Origin of the sequence: Rhizobium sp. BT-226 (genome assembly GCF_025847085.2) — a bacterium.
Taxonomy (GTDB): domain Bacteria; phylum Pseudomonadota; class Alphaproteobacteria; order Rhizobiales; family Rhizobiaceae; genus Rhizobium; species Rhizobium sophorae.
Map to the genome: position 1 here is coordinate 647,714 of NZ_JAOYTI010000001.1, position 20,637 is coordinate 668,350.

Genomic DNA, 20,637 nt, shown 5'->3' on the forward strand with positions numbered 1-20,637 from the left:
TGAAATCCCTGTCGCCGCTCACATCACAGCGCGTGATAATCCCGGTCCATATAGATGAGCGCCGGGTGTTTTTCGCTGAAGCGGACAGCCGCGACCTCGCCGAAGACGACATTGTGCGTCGGCATTTCCTTGATGTCGGTCACCCGGCAATCGAAGGCGGCGAGCGCATCGAAGAGAACCGGCGCGCCGGTGACGAGTGTGTCGAAACGGGCGCTGGCGAAGCGGTCGTCATTGGTAAGCGCGGTGCGCCCGGAGAAAGCGTCGGCAACGGCCTGGTGATGAGCGCCAAGCGTGTTGAGCACGAAGATGCCGCTACGGAAGAAGATCTCGTTCTTCGGATTGGTGTTGTTGAGGCAGATCAGCACCGAGGCCGGATTGTCCGAGACCGAGCAGGCGGCGGTGATGGTGACGCCGCGGCGCAGCTCGCCCATCGCCGTCGTCACGAGTTGCACATGGCCGGCATAGCGGCTCATGGCATCGCGATAAAGGCCGGGGTCGATATGCTGCCTGTTCAACACCTGCTTCTCCCGTAGGCTTATTCTGTCTGGATCGACTTGTTATCGCGCCAATATGGCGAGCATCGGTTACCTTTTCTACAATAGGACCGGTGAAAAGCGCTGTGTTGCGCTTGTTTTTCTTTGACGATCGCGGCCTTGCGGATAAAAGGGCAAGGACGATGGCTAGGGATCTCCGCCTTTCATGATCAACCTGCGTGGCATAGCAGCTTTTCTGGCGCTGCTGGGAGCGGCGGCTGAAAGCCATGCGGCCGGCGTGACGATCGGTGTCGTCGCCCCTCAAAACGGCCCCCTCTCTCTGCTCGGCGCCCAGATTGCCGCCGGCGCCGGTTTCGAGATCCAACAGTCCGGAAATACCCTCGTCGCCATCAACGAGACCTGCGAGGACAATAATGGTGCCGCGGTCGCCGATGCGCTTGTCAATGCCAAGGTGCAGGTCGCGGTCGGCTTTCTCTGCAGCGAGACGCTGGAAGGCGCGCTGCCGAAACTGAAGGACGCCAATATTCCGGCGATCACCGTCTCCGTGCGCTCCCGCATCCTGATGGAGGATGCGCTGAAGAACGGCTGGCCGCTCTTCCGGGCGGCGCCCGCCGACGGCGCCGAGGCGGCAAGGGTCATCGAGGTGATCCTGAAAGACTGGGCCGCCGATCCGATCGCCCTGATCGAGGACGGCACCATTCATGGCCGCGAACTGACCGAAGCGGTGCGCAACGCGCTGGAGCAGAACGGCCTGAAGCCGGTCTTTACCGACACCTACCGGCCGGGACAGGAGCAGCAGATCGCCCTCGTCCGCCGCCTGAAACGGGCCGGCGCCACCAGGGTCTTCATCGGCGGCGACCGCAACGACGTCGCCGTCATCGCCCGCGACGCCAAGGCCGAGAACATCCAGTTGTCCATCCTGGGCGGCGATGCCATGCGCGCTGCCGATCAGCCGCTGCCGCTTGATGCCGGCGTGCGCGCCGTCGCCCTGCCAGAATATGCTATCCTGCCGGAAGGCACGGCTGCGGCCGACGCGCTGCGCGCCAAAGGCATCGAGCCGGAAGGTTATGTCCTGCCGTCGCTGGCCGCCGCCCTCATTGCCGGCCAGGCGGGAGAAGCCGCCGCCGCAGCGGGCAAACCTCTGCAAGAGACGCTTGTCGGCACGACATTCCAGACGCCGATCGGCGCCGTCGGCTTCACCGGCGCGCATGAACTTTCGCAAAACCCCTACCGCCTGCTCGAATGGCGGAGCAACGGCTTTTTTCCACCTGCCGCGCCGACGCAATGAGCGGGCATCAGCCTTGAATTCGGGCGCCGTGGACAGATGGAGCCCCATACGGAGTATAATTTGATGACGCTGCCCATTCGCATTGCACCCTCGATCCTCGCAGCGGATTTCGCCAGGCTCGGCGAGGAGGTGCGCGACGTGACGGCCGCCGGCGCCGACTGGATCCATCTCGACGTGATGGACGGGCATTTCGTGCCGAACATCTCCTTCGGCCCCGATGTCATCAAGTCGCTGCGCTCCTATACATCAGCCACCTTCGACTGCCACCTGATGATCTCGCCGGTCGACGACTATCTCGAAGCCTTCGCCAAGGCCGGCTGCGACCGTATCACCGTCCATGCCGAAGCCGGACCGCATCTGCATCGCTCGCTGCAGACCATCCGCAATCTCGGCAAGAAGGTCGGGGTGACGATCAATCCGGCGACACCGCTCAGCGCCATCGAGAACGTGCTCGACGATGTCGATCTCATCCTGATCATGTCGGTCAATCCCGGCTTCGGCGGACAGAAATTCATTCCGGCGATGGCGAAGAAGATCGCGGCGGCAAAGTCACTGATCGGTGATCGGCCGATCGAACTCGAGGTCGATGGCGGCGTCACCGTGGAAACGGCGCCTGATATCGCGCGGGCGGGCGGCAACGTCCTCGTCGCCGGCTCGGCAATTTTCAAGGGCGATACGGTCGAGGATTATCGCCGGACCGTCGCCGATCTGCGTCAGGCAGCCGAAGGGGCACGAGCATGAAGAAACGTCTGATTATCGGTGGCATGCTTGCCGTCGCATTTGCCAGCCTGCCCGGCCTGTCGCTTGCCGGCGACATCGCCAATATCCAGCCGATCGGTTTTTCCGCCGACGGCAAGGTCTTCGGATTTCAGGAATTCGGCATCGAGGAGAGCGGCAACCTTCCCTACTCCAACACTTATTTCATCGATACCGAAGACGGCCACTATCTCGAGGGCACGCCCTTCCATACCGAGCTGACCGACAAGGACGCCAATCTCTCCAAGGCGCGGCGGCAGAACCTGACGGCGGCACGCAGCCAGATGGACAAATACGATCTCCTCACCAATCCCGGCCTGATTGCCGCCTTCAATCCGCCGACCGAGCTTGGCTCACCATCGAAGACGCTTCGCTACACGACGCTTGCAACCGACGGTCCGCCGAAAGCGCCTTATACGCTGTCGCTCGGCGAGATGCCGGTGCCGACGCCAAAGGACTGCACGGCGGTCGACAAGCGCGTTATCGGTTTCAGCCTGCAGATGATTGAGAAGGAAGGCGCTCCGAACCGGCAGGCGGCGCGCCAGGCCACCGCAGTTCCGGCCGAGCGTGTATGTTCGGTCGAATACCGGATCGGCGGCGCCGTGGTCTATCAGCCGGAAGGCGGAAACCAGGTTCACATCGCCCTCGTCCTCGCCTTCGATGCCGACAGGAACGGACGCTGGATCGCCGTTCCGGTTCATCCCTGAACATGGATCGTCCGAGGACGGATCGCCCCAGGATGGATCGTCTAAGAGCTGCACGACCGCCCTATCCCGATCTGATCGCCGGCGCGTTGCTTTGGGGCATGCAGATGCTCGCCGCCGCCATGCTCGGCCTTTACCTGCGCAACGGCCTGCAGACGAGCCGCCTCGCCGAGATCGCCGCACTCTATTTCGCCGGCGGCCTGTTCGCCTGGCCCTTCGCCCTGCCGGTTGCCCGCTTCCTGGCCTATGACAGGCCGCTGGAAACGCGTTTTGCCGCTTTTTTCGTGACGCTGACAGCGGCCACGATCCTGATGACCGCCTTCCTCTTCGCCATGGAATACCGGATGTTCTATTCGCGCTGGCACGCGCCCTTCGGCAGCATCGTCTGGGCCTTCCAGTTCGTCTTCACCAGTATCAGCGCAGTCTATCAGTTCCTGGTGATCGGCCTGCGCCTCTTCCTGCCGCTCGGCCTCGTCTGTCTTGTCGCAAGCAGCTATCATCTTGCCAAACGCATGCGTTGAGATTGCCGCCCTTCTTTGCTACAGGGGCGCTAAAGCAATTCCAGCAAAAGTGTGCAGCGGTTTTGCGTCCGGAATTGCGCAAAAACAAAACGTCGACAAACCTCTTGAAGTGAAGGCAGCCACCCATGATCCCGCGTTATTCCCGGACCGAAATGGTCGCCATCTGGTCTCCCGAAACCAAGTTTCGCATCTGGTTCGAGATCGAGGCGCATGCCTGTGACGCGCTGGCCGAACTCGGCGTCATCCCGAAATCGGCGGCAAAGACGATCTGGGAAAAGGGCGGCAACGCCACCTTCGACGTCGACCGCATCGATGAGATCGAGGCCGTCACCAAGCATGATGTCATCGCCTTCCTCACCCATCTCGCCGAGATCGTCGGCCCGGATGCGCGCTTCGTCCACCAGGGCATGACTTCGTCTGACGTGCTCGATACCTGCTTCAACGTCCAGCTGGTACGCGCCACCGATATCCTCATCGCCGATCTCGACCGTCTGCTCGCGGCGCTGAAAAGCCGCGCCTTCGAACACAAGGACACCGTCACCATCGGCCGCTCGCACGGCATCCACGCCGAGCCCACCACCTTCGGCGTCAAGCTGGCGCTTGCCTATGCCGAATTCGAGCGCTGCCGCCAGCGCCTCGTCGCCGCCCGCGAGGAAGTCGCGACCTGCGCCATATCGGGCGCTGTCGGCACCTTCGCCAATATCGATCCGCGCGTTGAGGAACACGTCGCCGAGGCGCTGGGCCTGAAGGCCGAGCCGGTTTCGACCCAGGTCATCCCGCGTGACCGCCACGCCATGTATTTCGCCACCCTCGGCGTCGTCGCCTCCTCGATCGAACGGCTGGCAACGGAAATCCGCCACCTGCAGCGCACCGAAGTGCTGGAAGCCGAGGAATATTTCTCGCCCGGCCAGAAGGGCTCTTCGGCCATGCCGCACAAGCGCAACCCGGTGCTGACCGAAAACCTGACCGGCCTTGCCCGCATGGTCCGCTCCTACGCCATGCCGGCCATGGAAAACGTCGCCCTCTGGCATGAACGCGATATCTCGCATTCCTCGGTCGAGCGCATGATCGGCCCCGATGCCACGGTGACGCTCGATTTCGCCCTGTCGCGGCTGGCCGGCGTCATCGAAAAGCTGCTCGTCTACCCCGAGAACATGGAAAAGAACCTCAACAAGTTCCGCGGCCTCGTCCATTCCCAGCGCGTTCTGCTGGCGCTGACGCAGGCCGGCACCTCCCGCGAGGATGCCTACCGCCTCGTCCAGCGCAACGCCATGAAGGTCTGGGAACAGGGCAAGGATTTCCTGGAAGAGCTGCTTGCCGATGCCGAGGTTCGCGCCGCGCTGTCGGAGGAGGATATTCGGGAGAAGTTTGATCTCGGCTATCATACGAAGCATGTCGACACGATCTTCCGACGCGTGTTTGGCAACGCCTGAGCGATCTGCATCAACGATATAGCGGCGCGCTTGCAGGCGCCGTTTTTCTGCCGGCGACCCTCTCCATCAAGAATCTATCGGACGGCTTTCCTCAGTCGCAGCCTGATCATAACTGGGAAGTAGAGGCATGCGACTAAGACAGAAGGCAGAGAAATGAGTAGGAGAAAAGCTAACAAGGTCATCCTCTGAATACTTCCGCCTAACAACAAAAAGAAAACCGCCACAATCAGCAACAAAGTTACTATAAAAATAATAGATGACCAAAGAAATGGGCGTGAATTTATTTCACAGTATCTAACGCGATAAAAAATAAACAATACAAAGACGATTGGCAGCGAAACAATAAACTTCGGGATAAACGCGACAAAGCCGATATCGTCGAAGAAAAATGGCAAATGACCTAATGTCATTCCTATGAAATAAGCCTGAAAGAACAGCTCGACTTGCGGCTCTCTAAGAAAGGAGTCGTTCATTTTCCCCTACGGAGTTGGATTTAATGAACTCAATATAATTGCCGATTCTATTTCATAGTTTAGCTTTTCTCAAGCGGCCGTTGTTTTTGCTTCGGCAGTTTGGCAGCCACAGAGCTCTTGCGCGCCTCCGCCTTCTTGGAGGGCGCCGCCTTCGCTGCTTCGACTGCCTCCGATGTCCTGCAAGCCTCCCTCTCGCCCCTGCCCCTTGCGGCCTTGGCGACCAGCTCGTCGAGGTGCTTCAACTCTTCCTCGTCGAGATTCTCGATACCAATGAAACGGTTCTCGGCATGACTGGTCAGAATGATTTCGTTGAGCTTGGCCTGGATCGCCCTGGTGTCGCGCGTCTGGGCGTTTTGCAGCACGAAGACCATCAGGAAAGTGACGATGGTCGTGCCGGTATTGATGACCAGTTGCCAGGTTTCCGAATAATCGAAAAAGGGCCCGAGCCCAGCCCAGATGACGACAGCGATCAGTGCTAGGATGAAGATGACGGGTTTGCCCGCCCATTCCGATACCTTTGTTGCGAAGCGGGCGAACAGATGTTTCATCGTCACCTCTGGAATCCTCCCTCGAAGTCTCCGGAGCATGATGTCGACGACATCATGCTCTCGGCTGAACAAACTCCGAGCCAGGATCGAGGTTCCCCAGGGATCTCAGATTCCCCTAAGGATCGGAGATTCCCCTGAGGGATCTCCGTGATTCCCCGCAGGCGAAGCCGTGGTTATGCTGTGACTTCCCCTTCCCGCCCTATCAGCTTGCGATAGAGATGCCAGGTCGCATGGCCGAGGATCGGGATGACGAGCGCAAGTCCGGCAAAGACCGGGATCGTGCCGATGACGAGCAGCGCAGCGACGATCAGGCCCCAGAGCAGCACCGGCACCGGATTGAGAACCGTGGCGCGGATCGACGCCGTGACGGCTGCCACCGCCCCGACATCGCGGTCGAGCAGCAGCGGAAAGGTAATGACGGTCATCGCCAGCACGACGAGCGCAAAGACGAAGCCGATGAGATTGCCCCAGATGATCAACTGCATGCCCTCTGACGTGCCGAAGACCTGGCGGAAGAAATCCGCCATGCTGCGCGGGAACACTTCGCCGAGCAGATTGCTGTAGAGCGTCTGTGCCGTCACCAGCCAGACGACGAAGAGGCCGCAGAGCATCAGCCCGACCGCCACGATCGCCGGTAGCGCCGGCGAATGGCGCACATCAAGCGCATGCGTCCACGACGGATCGAGGCCGGCCTCGCGACGGCGGCTGATTTCATAGAGGCCAATCGCTGCGATCGGGCCGATCAGCACGAAACCTGCCATCAGCGGGAAGACCATCGGCAAAAGATTGGCGCCCGAGGTCCACAGCGTCAGGAAGACGCCGGCGATCGGGTACATCAGGCACAGGAACACATAGTGGGACGGTTTCTCCATGAAATCCTCGTATCCGCGCTTCAGCGCGTCGAAGACATCAGCGATACCGATGCGATTGACGACGGGCCGTGCGAAGCTTTCGCTGGCACCCGTCATGACATGAAATGCCGCCATGGCTTTCTCCTCCTCAGCCGAGACCTGGTCGGCGGCGGTAAGCATCGGCGGGCAAGCCGACACGAAATCCGCAACCGGCACTGGCGCAATATAACAAATCTCAGCGCCCGTGTCGCTCTCTTGCTTGACATCCCCTCTTGACATCTTGGACCAGCTTTCTCACATCGGCGGCACTATGAAAGCCTCAGACGCAGATATCCTCATCATCCCCGGCTACACCAACTCCGGCCCGAGCCATTGGCAGAGCCGCTGGGAGGCAAAACTCAGCACGGCGCGGCGGGTCGAGCAGGCCGAATGGACAAAGCCGGTCCGCGAGGATTGGATCGCCCGCATCGCCGAGGAGGTGAACGCCTCGACCCGTCCGGTCGTCCTCGTCGCCCATTCGCTGGGCGTGCCCTCGGTGATCCACGCCATTCCGCATTTCCGCAACCGCGTGGCGGGCGCTTTCCTGGTCGCCCCGCCCGATGTCGCCAATCCCGACATCCGCCCGAAGCACCTGATGACTTTCGGCCCCTATCCGCGCGATCCGCTGCCCTTCCCGTCAATCACGGTGGCCAGCCGCAACGATCCTTTCGGCAGCTACGACCATGCCGACGATATTGCCAGCAGCTGGGGCTCCTTCCTCGTCGATGCCGGCGAGTCCGGTCATATCAATGCCGATTCCGGTCACGGCCCCTGGCCCGAAGGTACCATGGTCTTTGCCCAGTTCCTCGGCCGGCTCTCCCCCTGATCGAGGAAAAGCCGCCATCTCGCTTGTTGAGCAGCTGCTTTCTAAGTCTTTCTTAATGGAATGACAGCAGACTGCGCCGAGGTGAGATAAGCGAGAATGCCCGTGAAGAAAGCCCATACAGAGGCCGGTGATCCGCATGGCGATGCGGCTGAAGCAGGCATCGGCAATGGGGCAACCGACGATTCCGACCTGGCCGAGCGGGAGAGCCGCTGGAATTATGCGCTCGTCGGCTCTGGCCTCGGCGTATGGGATCACAACTACCGTCTCGACCGGAAATATTACTCGCCAACGTGGAAAACCATCCGCGGCATGGCGCCCGACGAGGAAGCCGACGGCGATTACGAGGCCTGGCTGCAGCTCGTTCATCCCGACGATCGCGATTTCGTCGTCCATGCAATCGACCGGCAGAATGCCGGCGATCCAAATTACCAGATCTTCGAATATCGCGAGCGTCACAAGGACGGCCACTGGGTCTGGATCGAGTGTCGCGGCGCCTGCGTCGAATGGGACGAGAACGGCGTGCCGACGCGCATCATCGGCACGGATACGGATATCACCGCCCGCAAGGAAGCCGAGGAAACACTATCGCGTTTGTCGCGCCGGCTTGATTTGGCGCTGGAGGTTTCCCGCATCGGCGTCTTCGAGGCCGATATCGAGCGTGATAGCGTCGAATGGGACGACCGCCTCATCGCCATTTACGGGCTGCAGGGCGCCTCACGCCTGATCGGCAGCGACGCCTGGGCGAAAAGCCTGCATCCCGACGACCGCGAGCGCGTGCTTGGCTTGTCCGACCGCAGCGTCGAAAGCGGAAGCGATTTCCAGCAGGAATACCGCATCATCCGCGGCGACGGCGCCGAACGCGTCATCCGCGCCCGCTCGGCCTTCTTCATCGACGGCAACGGCCACCGCAAGCTGATTGGCGCCAACTGGGACGTCACCGAGGAAGTCGCGCTCCGCAACGAACTGCAGCGCGCCAAGGATCTGGCCGAGGCGCGCAACCGCGAGCTCGAAGCCGCCAAGGAGAGCATCGAGCACCTGGCGCTGCACGATTATCTCACCGGCCTGCCGAACCGCCGCTATCTCGACAAGATGCTGGGCGAGCGCTCGGCCGAATGCCGGGCAAAGGGCCTGGCACTGGCGATCCTGCATATCGATCTCGACCGCTTCAAGCAGATCAACGACACACTCGGTCACCGGGCCGGCGACGCCATGCTGCAGCACGCCGCAAGCGTGCTGAGAAATTCCGTCCGCGCCGCCGATTTCGTCGCCCGCATCGGCGGCGATGAATTCGTCATCCTCTGCGCCGTCGATCCAGCGTCGAAGAAGATCGCCGGCCTTGCCGAACGTGTTATCCGCGAATTGCGCAAACCCGTCAGATATGAGGGGCACGATTGCCGTTTCGGCGCCAGCATTGGAATCGCCATCGATAGCGGACCGACGCTCGACGCCAAGCAAATGCTGCTCGACGCCGATATCGCGCTTTATCGCGCCAAGGGCCTGGGCCGCAATCGCTTCGAATTCTTCTCGGCCGCTGCCCGCCGCGACATCATCTCCGCCAAGCACCTTGCCGACGAGATCCTGATCGGCCTCGAGCGCGATGAATTCGTGCCTTTCTATCAGCTGCAGTTCGATGCCCGCACGCTCGATGTCGTAGGCATTGAAACGCTTGCCCGCTGGCAGCACCCGGTGCACGGGCTGCTGACGCCCGACCGCTTTCTCGACATCGCCGAAGACCTCGACGTCGTCTCGACCATCGACGCCTTGATCCTGGAGCGAGCGCTGGCCGACCGCCACGTCTGGATCAAGGACGGGCTGTCGATCCCGAAGATATCGGTCAATGTCTCCGCCAGGCGGCTCGCCGACCCCGATCTCGGCAAGAAGCTTCAGGCCCTGAAGATCGAGCCCGGCACCATCTCCTTCGAGTTGCTGGAATCGATCTCGCTCGACGATTGCGACGAGGCGGTGGCCGCCAACCTGAAAAAGCTGCGCAAGCTCGGCATCGACATCCAGATCGACGATTTCGGCACCGGCCATGCCTCGATCGTCAGCCTGCTGCGATTGAGCCCGAAAACGCTGAAGATCGACCGCGAACTGATCCGCATGCTGCCGCAATCGTCCGAGCAGCGCAAACTCGTCGGCTCGATCATCGATATCGGCCGCTCGCTGAACATTCTCGTCATCGCCGAGGGCGTCGAGACGGCGGATCATATCCGCATTCTCGAAGAACTCGACTGTGACACGCTGCAGGGCTACGCACTCGCCCGGCCGATGCCGGCCATGCAGATCCCCTCCTTCATCCGCGCCGGAAGCTGGCGCCACGGGCAAATCGCTGCTCGCGCCTTGCAGACGCAGCTCCGTCGCGCGCTGCGAAGCAGAGCCGCCAAATAAAAACCTGCAAAAGCGCCCCGCCATTTTGCCTTCATTCCACCGTAGAGGAAAAGACGCTAAACTCGTCTTGCGAATTCATTCGATTCTCTTGGCGGTATTCCGTAAAATTGGAAACCAGGGCCGGGAAAACCCGAAACCGGGGCCAAGAGAATCCGAAACCCGGGAAGGAGCGACAGGCGGATTGTGAAACCCTCTCTTTTCCTTTAAGGGGACGCCACGAGATCGATCCACTCGCGCTATCCCAAGAGCGCCAACAACAGAGAATGACCACGATGAACCGTCGCCGCCGTATCTACGAGGGCAAGGCAAAGATTCTGTATGAAGGCCCGGAACCGGGCACTTTGATTCAGTTCTTCAAGGACGATGCCACTGCCTTCAACAAGAAAAAACACGAAGTCATCGATGGCAAGGGCGTCCTCAACAACCGCATTTCCGAGTATATCTTTAGCCATCTGAACAAGATCGGCATTCCCACTCATTTCATCCGCCGGCTCAACATGCGCGAGCAGTTGATCAAGGAAGTGGAGATGATCCCGCTGGAGATCGTCGTGCGCAATGTCGCGGCCGGTTCTCTCGCCAAGCGCCTCGGCATCGACGAAGGCGTCGTGCTGCCGCGCTCGATCATCGAATTCTATTACAAGTCCGACGCGCTCGACGATCCGATGGTTTCCGAAGAGCATATTACAGCCTTCGGCTGGGCAAACCCCGCCGAACTCGATGACATCATGGCGCTTGCCATCCGCGTCAACGACTTCATGACCGGCCTCTTCCTCGGCGTCGGCATCCAGCTCGTCGATTTCAAGATCGAATGCGGCCGTCTCTTCGAAGGCGATATGATGCGCATCATCCTCGCCGACGAAATCTCGCCGGACAGCTGCCGGCTCTGGGATATCGAAACCCACGAGAAGATGGACAAGGACCGCTTCCGCCGCGACCTCGGCGGGTTGCTCGAAGCCTATTCCGAAGTGGCGCGCCGTCTCGGCATCATCAATGAAAACGAGCCTGTGCGCGGCACCGGCCCGGTTCTCGTCAAGTAAGGCAGGAAAGACAAAGTGATCAAGGCTCGTGTCACCGTCACGCTGAAAAATGGCGTTCTCGATCCGCAGGGCAAGGCTATCGAGGGTGCGCTTGGCGCCCTCGGCTTCTCAGGCGTCGGCCATATCCGCCAGGGCAAGGTCTTCGACCTGGAGCTGGAAGGCGCCGACAAGGGCAAGGCCGAGGCCGACCTCAAAGCCATGTGCGAAAAACTGCTCGCCAACACGGTGATCGAGAACTACGCAATCGCGATCGACTGATGATCACAGACCCGTCGTCTGGCGGACTTTGAGGATTTGGCGTCATGATGAAAGCAAAGCTGGAGACGGAAGTCTCGAAATATATGAGCTATGTTTTGCGTCATGCGCCGGAATCTGCGGGCTTGACGCTTGATAGCGAGGGTTGGGTGTCGTTCGACGAGCTCGAAAAAGCGTTGGCGTCGAAATATGACGTTTCCCGCGCCGAGATCATCGAGATTGTCGAAAACAATCCAAAGAAGCGCTTCACGCTCGCCGATAACAGAATTCGCGCAAACCAAGGTCATAGCGTCGAGGTCGATCTTGCATTGAACCAGGTTGAACCGCCGGCTGCTCTTTTTCACGGCACGTCTCTGACGAACTGGCAGTCGATCGAGGGCGAAGGCTTGAAGAAGATGCAACGACACCACGTTCATCTGTCTGCTGATGTCGAAACGGCGAAAATCGTCGCAATGCGCCGCAAGGGTGAACATCTCATCCTGCGTGTGGACGCGGCCCGCATGTTTTCAGAGGGTCATTCTTTCTTTGTCTCCGACAATGGAGTATGGCTCGCCGCAAGCGTTCCAGTTCAATATCTTTCGCGAAACGCAGGGACCCCATGAAATCAGCCGTCGTTCAACTTCCGGGCCTCAACCGCGACCGCGACATGATCGCCGCCTTGACCAAGATCTCCGGCCAGCCCCCGGTGACGATCTGGCAGACGGAAAACGAGATCCCCGATGTCGATCTGATCGTCATCCCCGGCGGCTTTTCTTATGGCGATTATCTGCGCTGCGGCGCGATCGCCGCCCGCATGCCGGTCATGCAGGCGATCATCGACAAGGCTGCAAAGGGCGTGAAGGTGCTCGGCGTCTGCAACGGCTTCCAGATCCTCGTCGAGGCCGGCCTGCTGCCTGGCGCGCTGATGCGCAATTCCTCGCTGAAATTCGTCTGCCGCGAGATCAAGCTCGAAGTCGTCAATGCCGAGACGGATTTCACCCGCGCCTATGCGCAGGGCCAGGTCATCCGCTGCCCGGTTGCCCATCATGACGGCAATTATTTCGCTGACGATGCGACGCTGGCTGCGATCGAAGGCAACGGCCAGGTGGTGTTCCGTTATGCCGAAGGCACCAACCCGAATGGCTCGATCAATGATATCGCCGCCGTCATGAACGAAAAGGGCAACGTGCTCGGCATGATGCCGCATCCCGAGAACCTGATCGAGGCCGCCCATGGCGGTTCGGACGGCCGCGGCATATTCGCCTCGGCGCTCGACGTCATCGCCGCCTGAACCTCGGCACACGAAAATCCTTCTGTTCGGATCTGGAGCAATCGATGCGCCCTCGCCTCTCTGTCGCACACGCCGCCCTGTTGACCGCTATCGCAGCCATGGTGGCAGCTTGCCAGACGCCGGCGCCGACAGGCCCGAACCGCGCCGCACTGCCAACGATGGAACGCGTGGCGCTTGGCGCCAATGCCTGCTGGTTCAAATCGGGCGATCCGGCCTTTGCAGCCTATAAGCTCGCGCCGGAGCTCAATTCCTTCTCCGGCCGTCCGCGCATCCTGCTCGTCCATAAGGGCAGCCCGGAAAGCCGGCCACTGCTCGTCGTGCAGGCCGAGGGAAGCCCGTCGCGCCTGCAGGCCTTCGGCCCCATGATGCAGGAACCGGTCGCCGGTCGCATCACCGCCGACGTCAATCGCTGGTCTGGCGGCAACAAGGCCTGCAGCTGATCGCCCCGATCAGGACCGAAATACGATCACTCCCGAAAGCACTGTCAGTCGAAGAAAAACGACTTGCCGACTTCGCGCGCCGCATCGGACTGCGACACACCGATATCCTTCAGTTCGGTCGCCGTCAGGCCTCTCAACACGCGCCGGCCTTCCCGCTTCTGATGCCAGAGAAGAATGGCGGCCCAGATTCGCTCCAGATGCGTCGTCACCTCAGCGGGCGCGTCGGGGAGGATGATTTGTCTCCTGTCATCGCGAGAGACAATCGGTACAATCGGCATTTTGATCTCAGGCAAGGCAGACATTCCAGGAATCCTCTCGGTTTGCCATTGGAATTAACTCATACGCTTGACGGGTACAATGTGACAATATATACAATTGTCACCATGACAAATTGGCTTCCCGATATATCCCGCGGTTCCGGGCCGGTCTATCTCCGGCTTGCCGACAGCATCGAATCCGCCATAGCAAGCGGCGCCCTGCCCGCCGGCAGCAAGCTGCCGCCGCAGCGCAACCTCGCCTATGATATCGGCGTGACGATCGGCACGATCGGCCGCGCCTATGCGCTGGTGCATGAGCGCGGCCTGGTCGCCGGCGAAGTGGGGCGCGGCACTTATGTGCTGAACCGTTCCGAGACGCCGCCCGGGGAACAGATTGATCCGCTGACCGTCTCGCTCGGCGGCACCCGCGTCCAGGATGCGCCGGCGAACAAGATCCGTTTCGACACGACAGCCGCGCCCGATCTCGGCCAGGGCAAGATCATAGCGGGTATCCTCGCCGAGATCGGTGAGCAGCATCTTTCCGAAATCTCCTCCTATTCCCGGAGTTTCCCGCAGAACTGGTTCGAGGCCGGCCGCCTGTGGCTTGCCCGCAGCGGCTGGACGCCGGAGGTTGAAAACATCGTGCCGACGCTCGGCGCCCATGCGGCGGCGATCGCCGTTATCGCCGCCGTCTCGGCGCCGGGTGACAAGATCGTCTTCGAGGATCTCACCTACACCCAGGTCAGCCGCAGCGCCCGCCTGCTCGGCCGCCGCACACTGACGGTCGATTCCGACAAGCTTGGCATGATCCCCGAGGATTTCGAGCGGCTCTGCCAGCAGCAGCATCCGAAGATCGCCTTCCTGATGCCGACCGTCCACAATCCGACGCTGGCGATCATGCCCTATGAGCGGCGCGCGGCCATCGCTGCAATCGCCAGGAAACACAGCGTCTGGCTGATCGAGGACGACCTCTACGGCGGCATGGCCGACGACGATACGCCGCTGCTCGCCTCGATCGCGCCCGACCGCACCTTCCTCGTCAACGGCCTGTCGAAATCGGTCGCCGCCGGCGTGCGCGGCGGCTGGGTCGCCTGCCCGCCGCATTTTGCCCAGCGCATCAGGGTGACACACAAGATGATCACCGGCGGCCTGCCCTTCATCCTGGCGGAGACCTGTGCGCGCCTCGTCGAAAGCGGCACAGCGCACGAGATCCGCAAAGCGAGCGTCAAAGAACTTTCCAGGCGCGTCCAGCTCGCCCGCGAGCAGTTGCAGGGTTTCGATTTCGAATCGCATCTCCACGCGCCCTTCCTCTGGCTGAAACTGCCGGAGCCCTGGATGTCCGGCACATTCAAGAACGCCGCCTACCGCGACGGCGTGCTCGTCGACGATGAGGACGAGTTCAAGGCGGCCCGTGGCGAGAAAGCCTATCACCGCGTTCGCATCGGTTTGTCCTCGCCGAAGACGGGGCAGGAACTGACCTCGGGACTGATGATCCTGCGCCGGCTGCTGGAAAATGGCGGATCCGCCTATGACGGCGAAATATGACGTGTTGCAAATACACGTCATAAATCGGAAAAAACGCCGCAGCCTCTTCGGAGCGCTTTAGCGACTCAACCTCCGTGTTACCTCTTTGTTGTTCCCGTCTGATGCAAATCAAAGGACAGCAAATGAGGGTCGACTTCGGAAGGATCGGGTTGCGTTTTTTGAGTATGGCAGCGGCAGCCGCCGTCTCGGTTGCGGGCTCTGCAACTGCCGGCGAGCAGATATTTGATGAATTACGCTTCGGCGCCTCGGCCTCGGTGCAGTCGGGCCATTCCAGGGAAGACGGCGTCTTTCCGGAGATTACCGCTCTCTTCGATCCTTTCGGCTACGACACGGCGGTCGGCTGGCAGCAACAGCTGCTGCACCCACGTGTCCATCTCGGTACCTCGATCGGCACGTCGGGCGAAGCCACCCAGTTCTTCACCGGTTTCACCTGGACGGTCGATTTCAACGAGAAGCTCTTTGCCGAAGCCGGCTTCGGCGGCGTCATCCATACCGGCGATCTCGAAGGCGATGATGACGGTCCGGAACTCGGCTGTCGCGTCCTTTTCCACGAATATGTGGGCGCCGGCTACCGTTTCAACGCCCACTGGAACGTGATGGCCCAGATCGCCCATTCCTCGCATGCCAATCTCTGCGATGGGCCGAACGACGGCATGACGCGCGCCGGCTTGCAGGTCGGCTACAAGTTCTGAGTCCGTTCGACAATTTCAGCGGGTTGGCCGACGGATCATTGAACTGCTCATTGCGGCCGTCTGATCGACCATCGGCAGGCGGAAACCGTTCAGTCCCATGTGGGACGAACAGGCTTCAACTCGCCCTGACAAGCCGCCGCGACGCAGTCCGCCAGGCTGCCAAACCGAAGCGCCTTACCCGTCAATCCAGGACCGTAGTGAGCGAACTTCGCGGAATTGGTGATAATTGTATCGACCGATATTGGGATGACAGGCTCCGCAAGTGTGCACCAGCACGCATCGGTTACGAATTCTACGCCGAAGTCCGACAATTTGCCGACAAGATGCGCAGCGGAAGCCCTTTCGAACGTCGCACGGTTGCAGGTAACCAGAACCTTAACGTCAGGATGTTTCGCCAGGCCTTCGCAGAGCGCGGCCAGCCGCTCGCATTCGTCGAAAGAGAAATGGGGATTGCCCAGCGCAACGAACTCGATGCCATCCACAGACCCGCCGTTGAGTTTCCTCCAGTCGGCAACGACGTCCTCGGGACAGACTTCATAGCTCGCCTTGATCTTACTTCCGACAACGCTCTCAAGGCTGTCGGCCTCCGGCGTGACACCGACGATATGGAACATGGGAGAGCCTGATGTCGTCGCGAAACCCGCCCCGAACGCCTTTAGGTCGTCCAGATTCGGCTTCCACGTCTCTAGGCCGATCACGACCGGAATTTCATCTCCGACAAGCTTGCCGATGTGGTAGCCGAGAATGGGGTAGACCATGTCATCCCGCGACACGAAGCCCGACACCTTGACCACGAGGCTCGCGCGCCTGTTGTCGGCGATATGCGGCCCGGTCAGCGGCGCGCGCCCGGTGAGAGCGATGCACAGATCCAGGTAGTCAGGATACTTGGCAGTGCGAGCACCCAAAACGCTGTTCGCGAATACGACGGCGTTCGACTCCGCCCAAGCCACCTGCTCACCCTGCCTGGGTGCGGACGACAGCTGATAGGGTGCGCAGGTGAACGTCTTTCGTGCTCCCATGGAGGCGTAAGCCTCACCCAATTCTGATGCGGGTCCGGCGACGCCGGGAGACACGCCCTGCTCCCGCCAACGCATCTGGTCCACCGATATCGAGTTCAGGGTCGTTGGAACGACAACCCTACCCTCCCAGTCCCGCATGCGTTTCGCGAATTCCAGGCTGGTCGGCCCGGTGTAGATGCAGCCATCGATATGGACCTGGGAGATATCGATAAGTTCCGTCGCTCCCTGAATTTCAGCCATGCGCGTCGTGGCCCTCATTGCCACCTGCACGGCCTTGCCCATTTCCCCGTTCAAAGCCGACCGATCCCTCGATGTCAGCACTATTGAATTTCCATAGGTGCGATCGGCGGCATCGAAACCGGGGGCGGTTTCGATCCGGCCCGCGATGACCTTGTCGCCGATGAGGGTGACTTCAGGGATAGAGTGCAGCTCGGCGAAGTCGTCTTCGGAGAGCTGGACAACGGGGATCGATCGGCCGAACACTTCGTCCGCGACGATCACTCCGAGCGACAGTATTTCCTCCTGGCGCGAGACCACGATGCCGGCGGGAGCGTGCCTGTTCATGATCAGCTCCATGAGCACGCTGCTGCCCGTACACGAACCGCGTCCGCCGGGGATGGCGAGAATCTTTCCTGTCAGGACCTGTGTCGACAGGGGATGGTGGCGGTCGATGACTTCTCCGGTCCGGGAGTCGACGCCGCCCCAGAAGCTGAGCGCCGTGTCGCTGAATACGATCGACCCTGTAGCGAAGCCAGCCACAAGCGCGCGCCCGGCAAATACCTTTTCGTCTGCCTGTTGTTGTATGTCTGGCATTGTATCTCGATACCATCAACCAAGAAGAAAAGTTTCCTATAGGAAACATCAGCGGCACACAAAAGCTGGGCCGGAGCCTTGCCCATTGCTATCGATCGAGAATCAAAAGCAAGTTGTCAAACAGACTCTGAGAAGCGGCCGCCCGTATGGGGCCGAAGAAGTCGCCCGCCGCTGTTGACGGCGGGCATTTTCCTGTCGCGCGCCGTCCCTACATAGGTTAAAGAGCGGAAAACGCGCAACGGCAGGGACTTCCGAGAGCTCATGACCATTCCAAACACCATCCCGATCACGCCGGAACTCATCGCGAGCCATGGCCTGAAGCCCGACGAGTACCAGCGTATTCTGGATCTGATCGGTCGCGAACCGACGTTTACCGAGCTCGGCATCTTCTCTGCCATGTGGAACGAGCACTGCTCCTACAAATCCTCGAAGAAATGGTTGCGCACACTGCCGACCAAGGGACCGCGCGTCATCCAAGGCCCGGGCGAAAATGCCGGCGTGGTCGATATCGATGACGGCGATTGCGTCGTCTTCAAGATGGAGAGCCACAACCACCCCTCCTATATCGAGCCTTATCAGGGCGCTGCGACCGGCGTCGGCGGCATCCTGCGCGACGTCTTCACCATGGGTGCGCGCCCGATCGCCGCGATGAACGCGCTGCGCTTCGGCGAACCGGATCACCCGAAGACCCGCCACCTCGTCTCCGGCGTCGTTTCCGGCGTCGGCGGCTACGGCAATTCCTTCGGCGTGCCGACGGTCGGCGGTGAGGTCGAGTTCGACGCCCGCTACAACGGCAATATCCTGGTCAACGCCTTTGCCGCCGGCATCGCCAAATCCAACGCCATCTTCCTGTCCGAAGCCAAGGGCGTCGGCCTTCCGGTCGTCTATCTCGGCGCCAAGACCGGCCGCGACGGCGTCGGCGGCGCGACGATGGCATCGGCCGAATTCGACGAATCGATCGAAGAGAAGCGGCCGACCGTTCAGGTCGGCGACCCCTTCACCGAAAAGTGCCTGCTGGAAGCCTGCCTAGAGCTGATGCAGACCGGCGCCGTCATCGCCATCCAGGATATGGGTGCGGCCGGCCTCACCTGCTCGGCTGTCGAAATGGGCGCTAAGGGTGATCTCGGCATCCTGCTCGAACTCGACAAGGTGCCGGTGCGCGAAGAGAGAATGACGGCCTACGAGATGATGCTGTCGGAAAGCCAGGAGCGCATGCTCATGGTGCTGCAGCCTGAAAAGGAAGAGGAAGCCAAGGCGATCTTCGTCAAGTGGGGCCTCGACTTTGCCATCGTCGGCTGGACGACCGACGATCTGCGCTTCCGCGTCATGCACCAGGGTGAGGAGGTCGCCAACCTGCCGATCAAGGATCTCGGCGACCAGGCGCCCGAATATGATCGCCCCTGGCGCGAATCCGGCAAGCACGCTCCCCTGCCCGCCAATCTCGTCGCCGCACCTCAGGATTACGGCCAGGCGCTGCTGCAACTCGTCGGCTCCGCCAACCAGTCGAGCCGCCGTTGGGTCTATGAGCAATACGACACGCTGATCCAGGGCAATTCGCTGCAGCTTCCGGGCGGCGATGCCGGCGTCGTACGTGTCGACGGCCATCCCTCCAAGGCGCTCGCCTTCTCCTCCGACGTCACTCCGCGTTATGTCGAGGCCGATCCCTTCGAAGGCGGCAAGCAGGCGGTCGCCGAATGCTGGCGCAACATCACCGCGACAGGCGCCGAACCGCTCGCCGCCACCGACAACCTGAACTTCGGCAATCCCGAAAAGCCCGAGATCATGGGCCAGTTCGTTGAGGCGGTGAAGGGCATCGGCGAGGCCTGCCGCGCGCTCGACTTCCCGATCGTCTCCGGCAACGTCTCGCTCTACAACGAGACCAACGGCGTAGCCATTCTGCCAACCCCCACGATCGCGGGCGTCGGCCTGCTGCCGGACTGGAGCAAGATGGCCCGCATCGGCAGCGCCAACGACGGCGATAAGGTCATCATGATCGGTGTCGACGGCAGCCATCTCGGCCAGTCCGTCTATCTCCGCGATGTGCTTTCCAGCAGCGAAGGTCCGGCGCCGGAGGTGGATCTGTTCGCCGAACGCCGTAACGGCGATTTCGTTCGCTCCGTCATCCGCAACGGCCAGGCGACCGCCTGCCACGACATTTCCTCGGGTGGTCTTGCGGTGGCGCTCGCCGAGATGGCGATGGCCTCGGGCAAAGGCCTGACGATCGATCTGAGTGAAGGCAAGGGTGAACCGCATGCGCTGCTCTTCGGTGAGGATCAGGCGCGCTACGTGCTGACGTTGCCTGCCGATGTCGCCGATTTCGTCTGCGTCAATGCAGAAGGTGGCGGCGTTCCCTTCCGCCGTCTCGGCACGGTCGGAGGATCGGCGCTCGTCGTCGGCGATCTGATCTCGCTGCCGATTCAGCAATTGCGCGATGCCCATGAATCGTGGTTCCCTGATTTCATGGAAGGCCGCGGCGAGCTTGCTGCGGAATGATGCGCAAGGAGTAACGATCATGGCCATGAAACCCGGCGATATCGAAGACATGATCAAGGCTGGGATTCCCGGTGCCAAGGTGACGATCCGCGATCTGGCGGGCGACGGCGATCACTACGCCGCCGAAGTCGTCGCCGAAGCCTTCCGCGGCAAGAGCCGCGTGCAACAGCACCAGATGGTCTACGAGGCGCTGAAGGGCAATATGGGCGGCGTGCTGCACGCTTTGGCCCTGCAGACCTCCGCGCCGGATTGACATGCCAGCTTCGGCCGGTTGAAGCTTTGAAATGAAACAGACCCGGGTGGAAGGATTCCTTCCTGCCGGGTCTTTGGTTCTCTGCAAAGCGGTTCCAGATGACAAAGGCGTCCGAACTCGTTGTGCGCCGTACTTCAACCTCCCCGTTCTTGTGCCTGTCACAGCGCGCGCGTGTCCTTATGCTCAAGGGTGTCTTCGCGGCGTCGCGCCCGTCCATAAGGATGACGGACCTGTGGCCGTGT

General features: G+C 61.1%; 21 protein-coding genes. 16 read left to right on the top strand and 5 right to left on the bottom strand.

Annotated features, from left to right (window positions below; genetic code table 11):
* Nucleotides 1–23: 23 nt before the first annotated feature.
* The gene (locus OIU37_RS03420; RefSeq protein WP_171602587.1) at nt 24–518 is read right to left on the bottom strand and encodes a flavin reductase; all 495 of its coding nucleotides are present in this window, start codon (nt 516–518) and stop codon (nt 24–26) included.
* Between the two features lie 181 nt (nt 519–699).
* On the opposite strand from OIU37_RS03420, the gene OIU37_RS03425 reads away from it, so the two are divergent.
* The 5 genes from OIU37_RS03425 to purB all read left to right on the top strand — a co-directional run bounded on the left by OIU37_RS03425 (nt 700) and on the right by purB (nt 5,196).
* Nucleotides 700–1,782, top strand: coding sequence for an ABC transporter substrate-binding protein (locus OIU37_RS03425; RefSeq protein WP_240603202.1), 1,083 nt, complete (start codon nt 700–702; stop codon nt 1,780–1,782).
* A 63-nt stretch (nt 1,783–1,845) separates the two neighbouring features.
* Nucleotides 1,846–2,523, top strand: coding sequence for a ribulose-phosphate 3-epimerase (gene rpe, locus OIU37_RS03430; RefSeq protein WP_003559730.1), 678 nt, complete (start codon nt 1,846–1,848; stop codon nt 2,521–2,523).
* Nucleotides 2,520–3,245, top strand: coding sequence for a DUF2259 domain-containing protein (locus tag OIU37_RS03435; protein WP_240603201.1), 726 nt, complete (start codon nt 2,520–2,522; stop codon nt 3,243–3,245). Before rpe ends, OIU37_RS03435 begins: the two co-directional genes overlap by 4 nt.
* Nucleotides 3,246–3,277: 32 nt before the next feature.
* Nucleotides 3,278–3,763 carry a hypothetical protein gene (locus OIU37_RS03440; protein WP_180695028.1) on the top strand — a complete coding sequence of 162 codons (486 nt, stop codon included), beginning with the start codon at nt 3,278–3,280 and terminating at the stop codon, nt 3,761–3,763.
* Nucleotides 3,764–3,888: 125 nt separating this feature from the next.
* Nucleotides 3,889–5,196, top strand: coding sequence for an adenylosuccinate lyase (gene purB, locus OIU37_RS03445; RefSeq protein ID WP_180695027.1), 1,308 nt, complete (start codon nt 3,889–3,891; stop codon nt 5,194–5,196).
* A gap of 532 nt (nt 5,197–5,728) precedes the next feature.
* Here the strand turns inward: purB and OIU37_RS03450 are convergent.
* On the bottom strand, nt 5,729–6,217 hold the full coding sequence (locus tag OIU37_RS03450; protein ID WP_264257444.1) for a low affinity iron permease family protein: 489 nt from the start codon (nt 6,215–6,217) through the stop codon (nt 5,729–5,731).
* Nucleotides 6,218–6,390: 173 nt separating this feature from the next.
* Nucleotides 6,391–7,203: a DUF2189 domain-containing protein gene (locus OIU37_RS03455; protein WP_264255709.1), complete on the bottom strand. Its 813-nt coding sequence runs from the start codon at nt 7,201–7,203 to the stop codon at nt 6,391–6,393.
* A 175-nt stretch (nt 7,204–7,378) separates the two neighbouring features.
* Here OIU37_RS03455 and OIU37_RS03460 point away from each other — a divergent pair, with 175 nt between their 5' ends.
* From OIU37_RS03460 to OIU37_RS03490, 7 genes are all read left to right on the top strand, one after another.
* Entirely contained in the window at nt 7,379–7,933 is a 555-nt protein-coding gene (locus tag OIU37_RS03460; RefSeq protein ID WP_168311247.1) for an alpha/beta hydrolase, read from the top strand.
* Nucleotides 7,934–8,029: 96 nt separating this feature from the next.
* Nucleotides 8,030–10,321 carry an EAL domain-containing protein gene (locus OIU37_RS03465; protein ID WP_264255712.1) on the top strand — a complete coding sequence of 764 codons (2,292 nt, stop codon included), beginning with the start codon at nt 8,030–8,032 and terminating at the stop codon, nt 10,319–10,321.
* Nucleotides 10,322–10,593: 272 nt separating this feature from the next.
* Nucleotides 10,594–11,358, top strand: a complete 765-nt coding sequence (gene purC / locus OIU37_RS03470) for a phosphoribosylaminoimidazolesuccinocarboxamide synthase (RefSeq protein WP_018242191.1) — start codon at nt 10,594–10,596, stop codon at nt 11,356–11,358.
* Between the two features lie 15 nt (nt 11,359–11,373).
* The gene (purS, locus tag OIU37_RS03475) at nt 11,374–11,616 is read left to right on the top strand and encodes a phosphoribosylformylglycinamidine synthase subunit PurS (protein WP_018072257.1); all 243 of its coding nucleotides are present in this window, start codon (nt 11,374–11,376) and stop codon (nt 11,614–11,616) included.
* A 44-nt stretch (nt 11,617–11,660) separates the two neighbouring features.
* Complete coding sequence (locus tag OIU37_RS03480; protein ID WP_264255722.1) at nt 11,661–12,215, top strand: RNA 2'-phosphotransferase; 555 nt, start codon at nt 11,661–11,663, stop codon at nt 12,213–12,215.
* Nucleotides 12,212–12,883, top strand: a complete 672-nt coding sequence (gene purQ, locus OIU37_RS03485) for a phosphoribosylformylglycinamidine synthase subunit PurQ (RefSeq protein ID WP_264255723.1) — start codon at nt 12,212–12,214, stop codon at nt 12,881–12,883. Before OIU37_RS03480 ends, purQ begins: the two co-directional genes overlap by 4 nt.
* Nucleotides 12,884–12,927: 44 nt before the next feature.
* Nucleotides 12,928–13,323: a hypothetical protein gene (locus OIU37_RS03490; protein WP_171602597.1), complete on the top strand. Its 396-nt coding sequence runs from the start codon at nt 12,928–12,930 to the stop codon at nt 13,321–13,323.
* 44 nt (nt 13,324–13,367) lie between these two features.
* Here OIU37_RS03490 and OIU37_RS03495 read toward each other — a convergent pair whose 3' ends face one another.
* Complete coding sequence (locus tag OIU37_RS03495) at nt 13,368–13,625, bottom strand: DUF1127 domain-containing protein (protein WP_264255725.1); 258 nt, start codon at nt 13,623–13,625, stop codon at nt 13,368–13,370.
* An 81-nt stretch (nt 13,626–13,706) separates the two neighbouring features.
* Here OIU37_RS03495 and OIU37_RS03500 point away from each other — a divergent pair, with 81 nt between their 5' ends.
* Both OIU37_RS03500 and OIU37_RS03505 read left to right on the top strand, forming a co-directional pair.
* Nucleotides 13,707–15,125 (top strand): PLP-dependent aminotransferase family protein, encoded by a 1,419-nt coding sequence (locus OIU37_RS03500; RefSeq protein ID WP_264255726.1) that lies wholly within the window; start codon nt 13,707–13,709, stop codon nt 15,123–15,125.
* Between the two features lie 122 nt (nt 15,126–15,247).
* Nucleotides 15,248–15,817, top strand: coding sequence for an acyloxyacyl hydrolase (locus tag OIU37_RS03505; RefSeq protein ID WP_264255727.1), 570 nt, complete (start codon nt 15,248–15,250; stop codon nt 15,815–15,817).
* Between the two features lie 89 nt (nt 15,818–15,906).
* Here OIU37_RS03505 and OIU37_RS03510 read toward each other — a convergent pair whose 3' ends face one another.
* On the bottom strand, nt 15,907–17,649 hold the full coding sequence (locus OIU37_RS03510) for an aconitase family protein (protein WP_264255728.1): 1,743 nt from the start codon (nt 17,647–17,649) through the stop codon (nt 15,907–15,909).
* Nucleotides 17,650–17,910: 261 nt separating this feature from the next.
* On the opposite strand from OIU37_RS03510, the gene purL reads away from it, so the two are divergent.
* Together purL and OIU37_RS03520 are read left to right on the top strand one after the other, a co-directional pair.
* Nucleotides 17,911–20,142 (top strand): phosphoribosylformylglycinamidine synthase subunit PurL, encoded by a 2,232-nt coding sequence (gene purL, locus OIU37_RS03515; protein ID WP_264255729.1) that lies wholly within the window; start codon nt 17,911–17,913, stop codon nt 20,140–20,142.
* Between the two features lie 19 nt (nt 20,143–20,161).
* Complete coding sequence (locus OIU37_RS03520) at nt 20,162–20,395, top strand: BolA/IbaG family iron-sulfur metabolism protein (protein ID WP_004676237.1); 234 nt, start codon at nt 20,162–20,164, stop codon at nt 20,393–20,395.
* Nucleotides 20,396–20,637 lie beyond the last annotated feature (242 nt).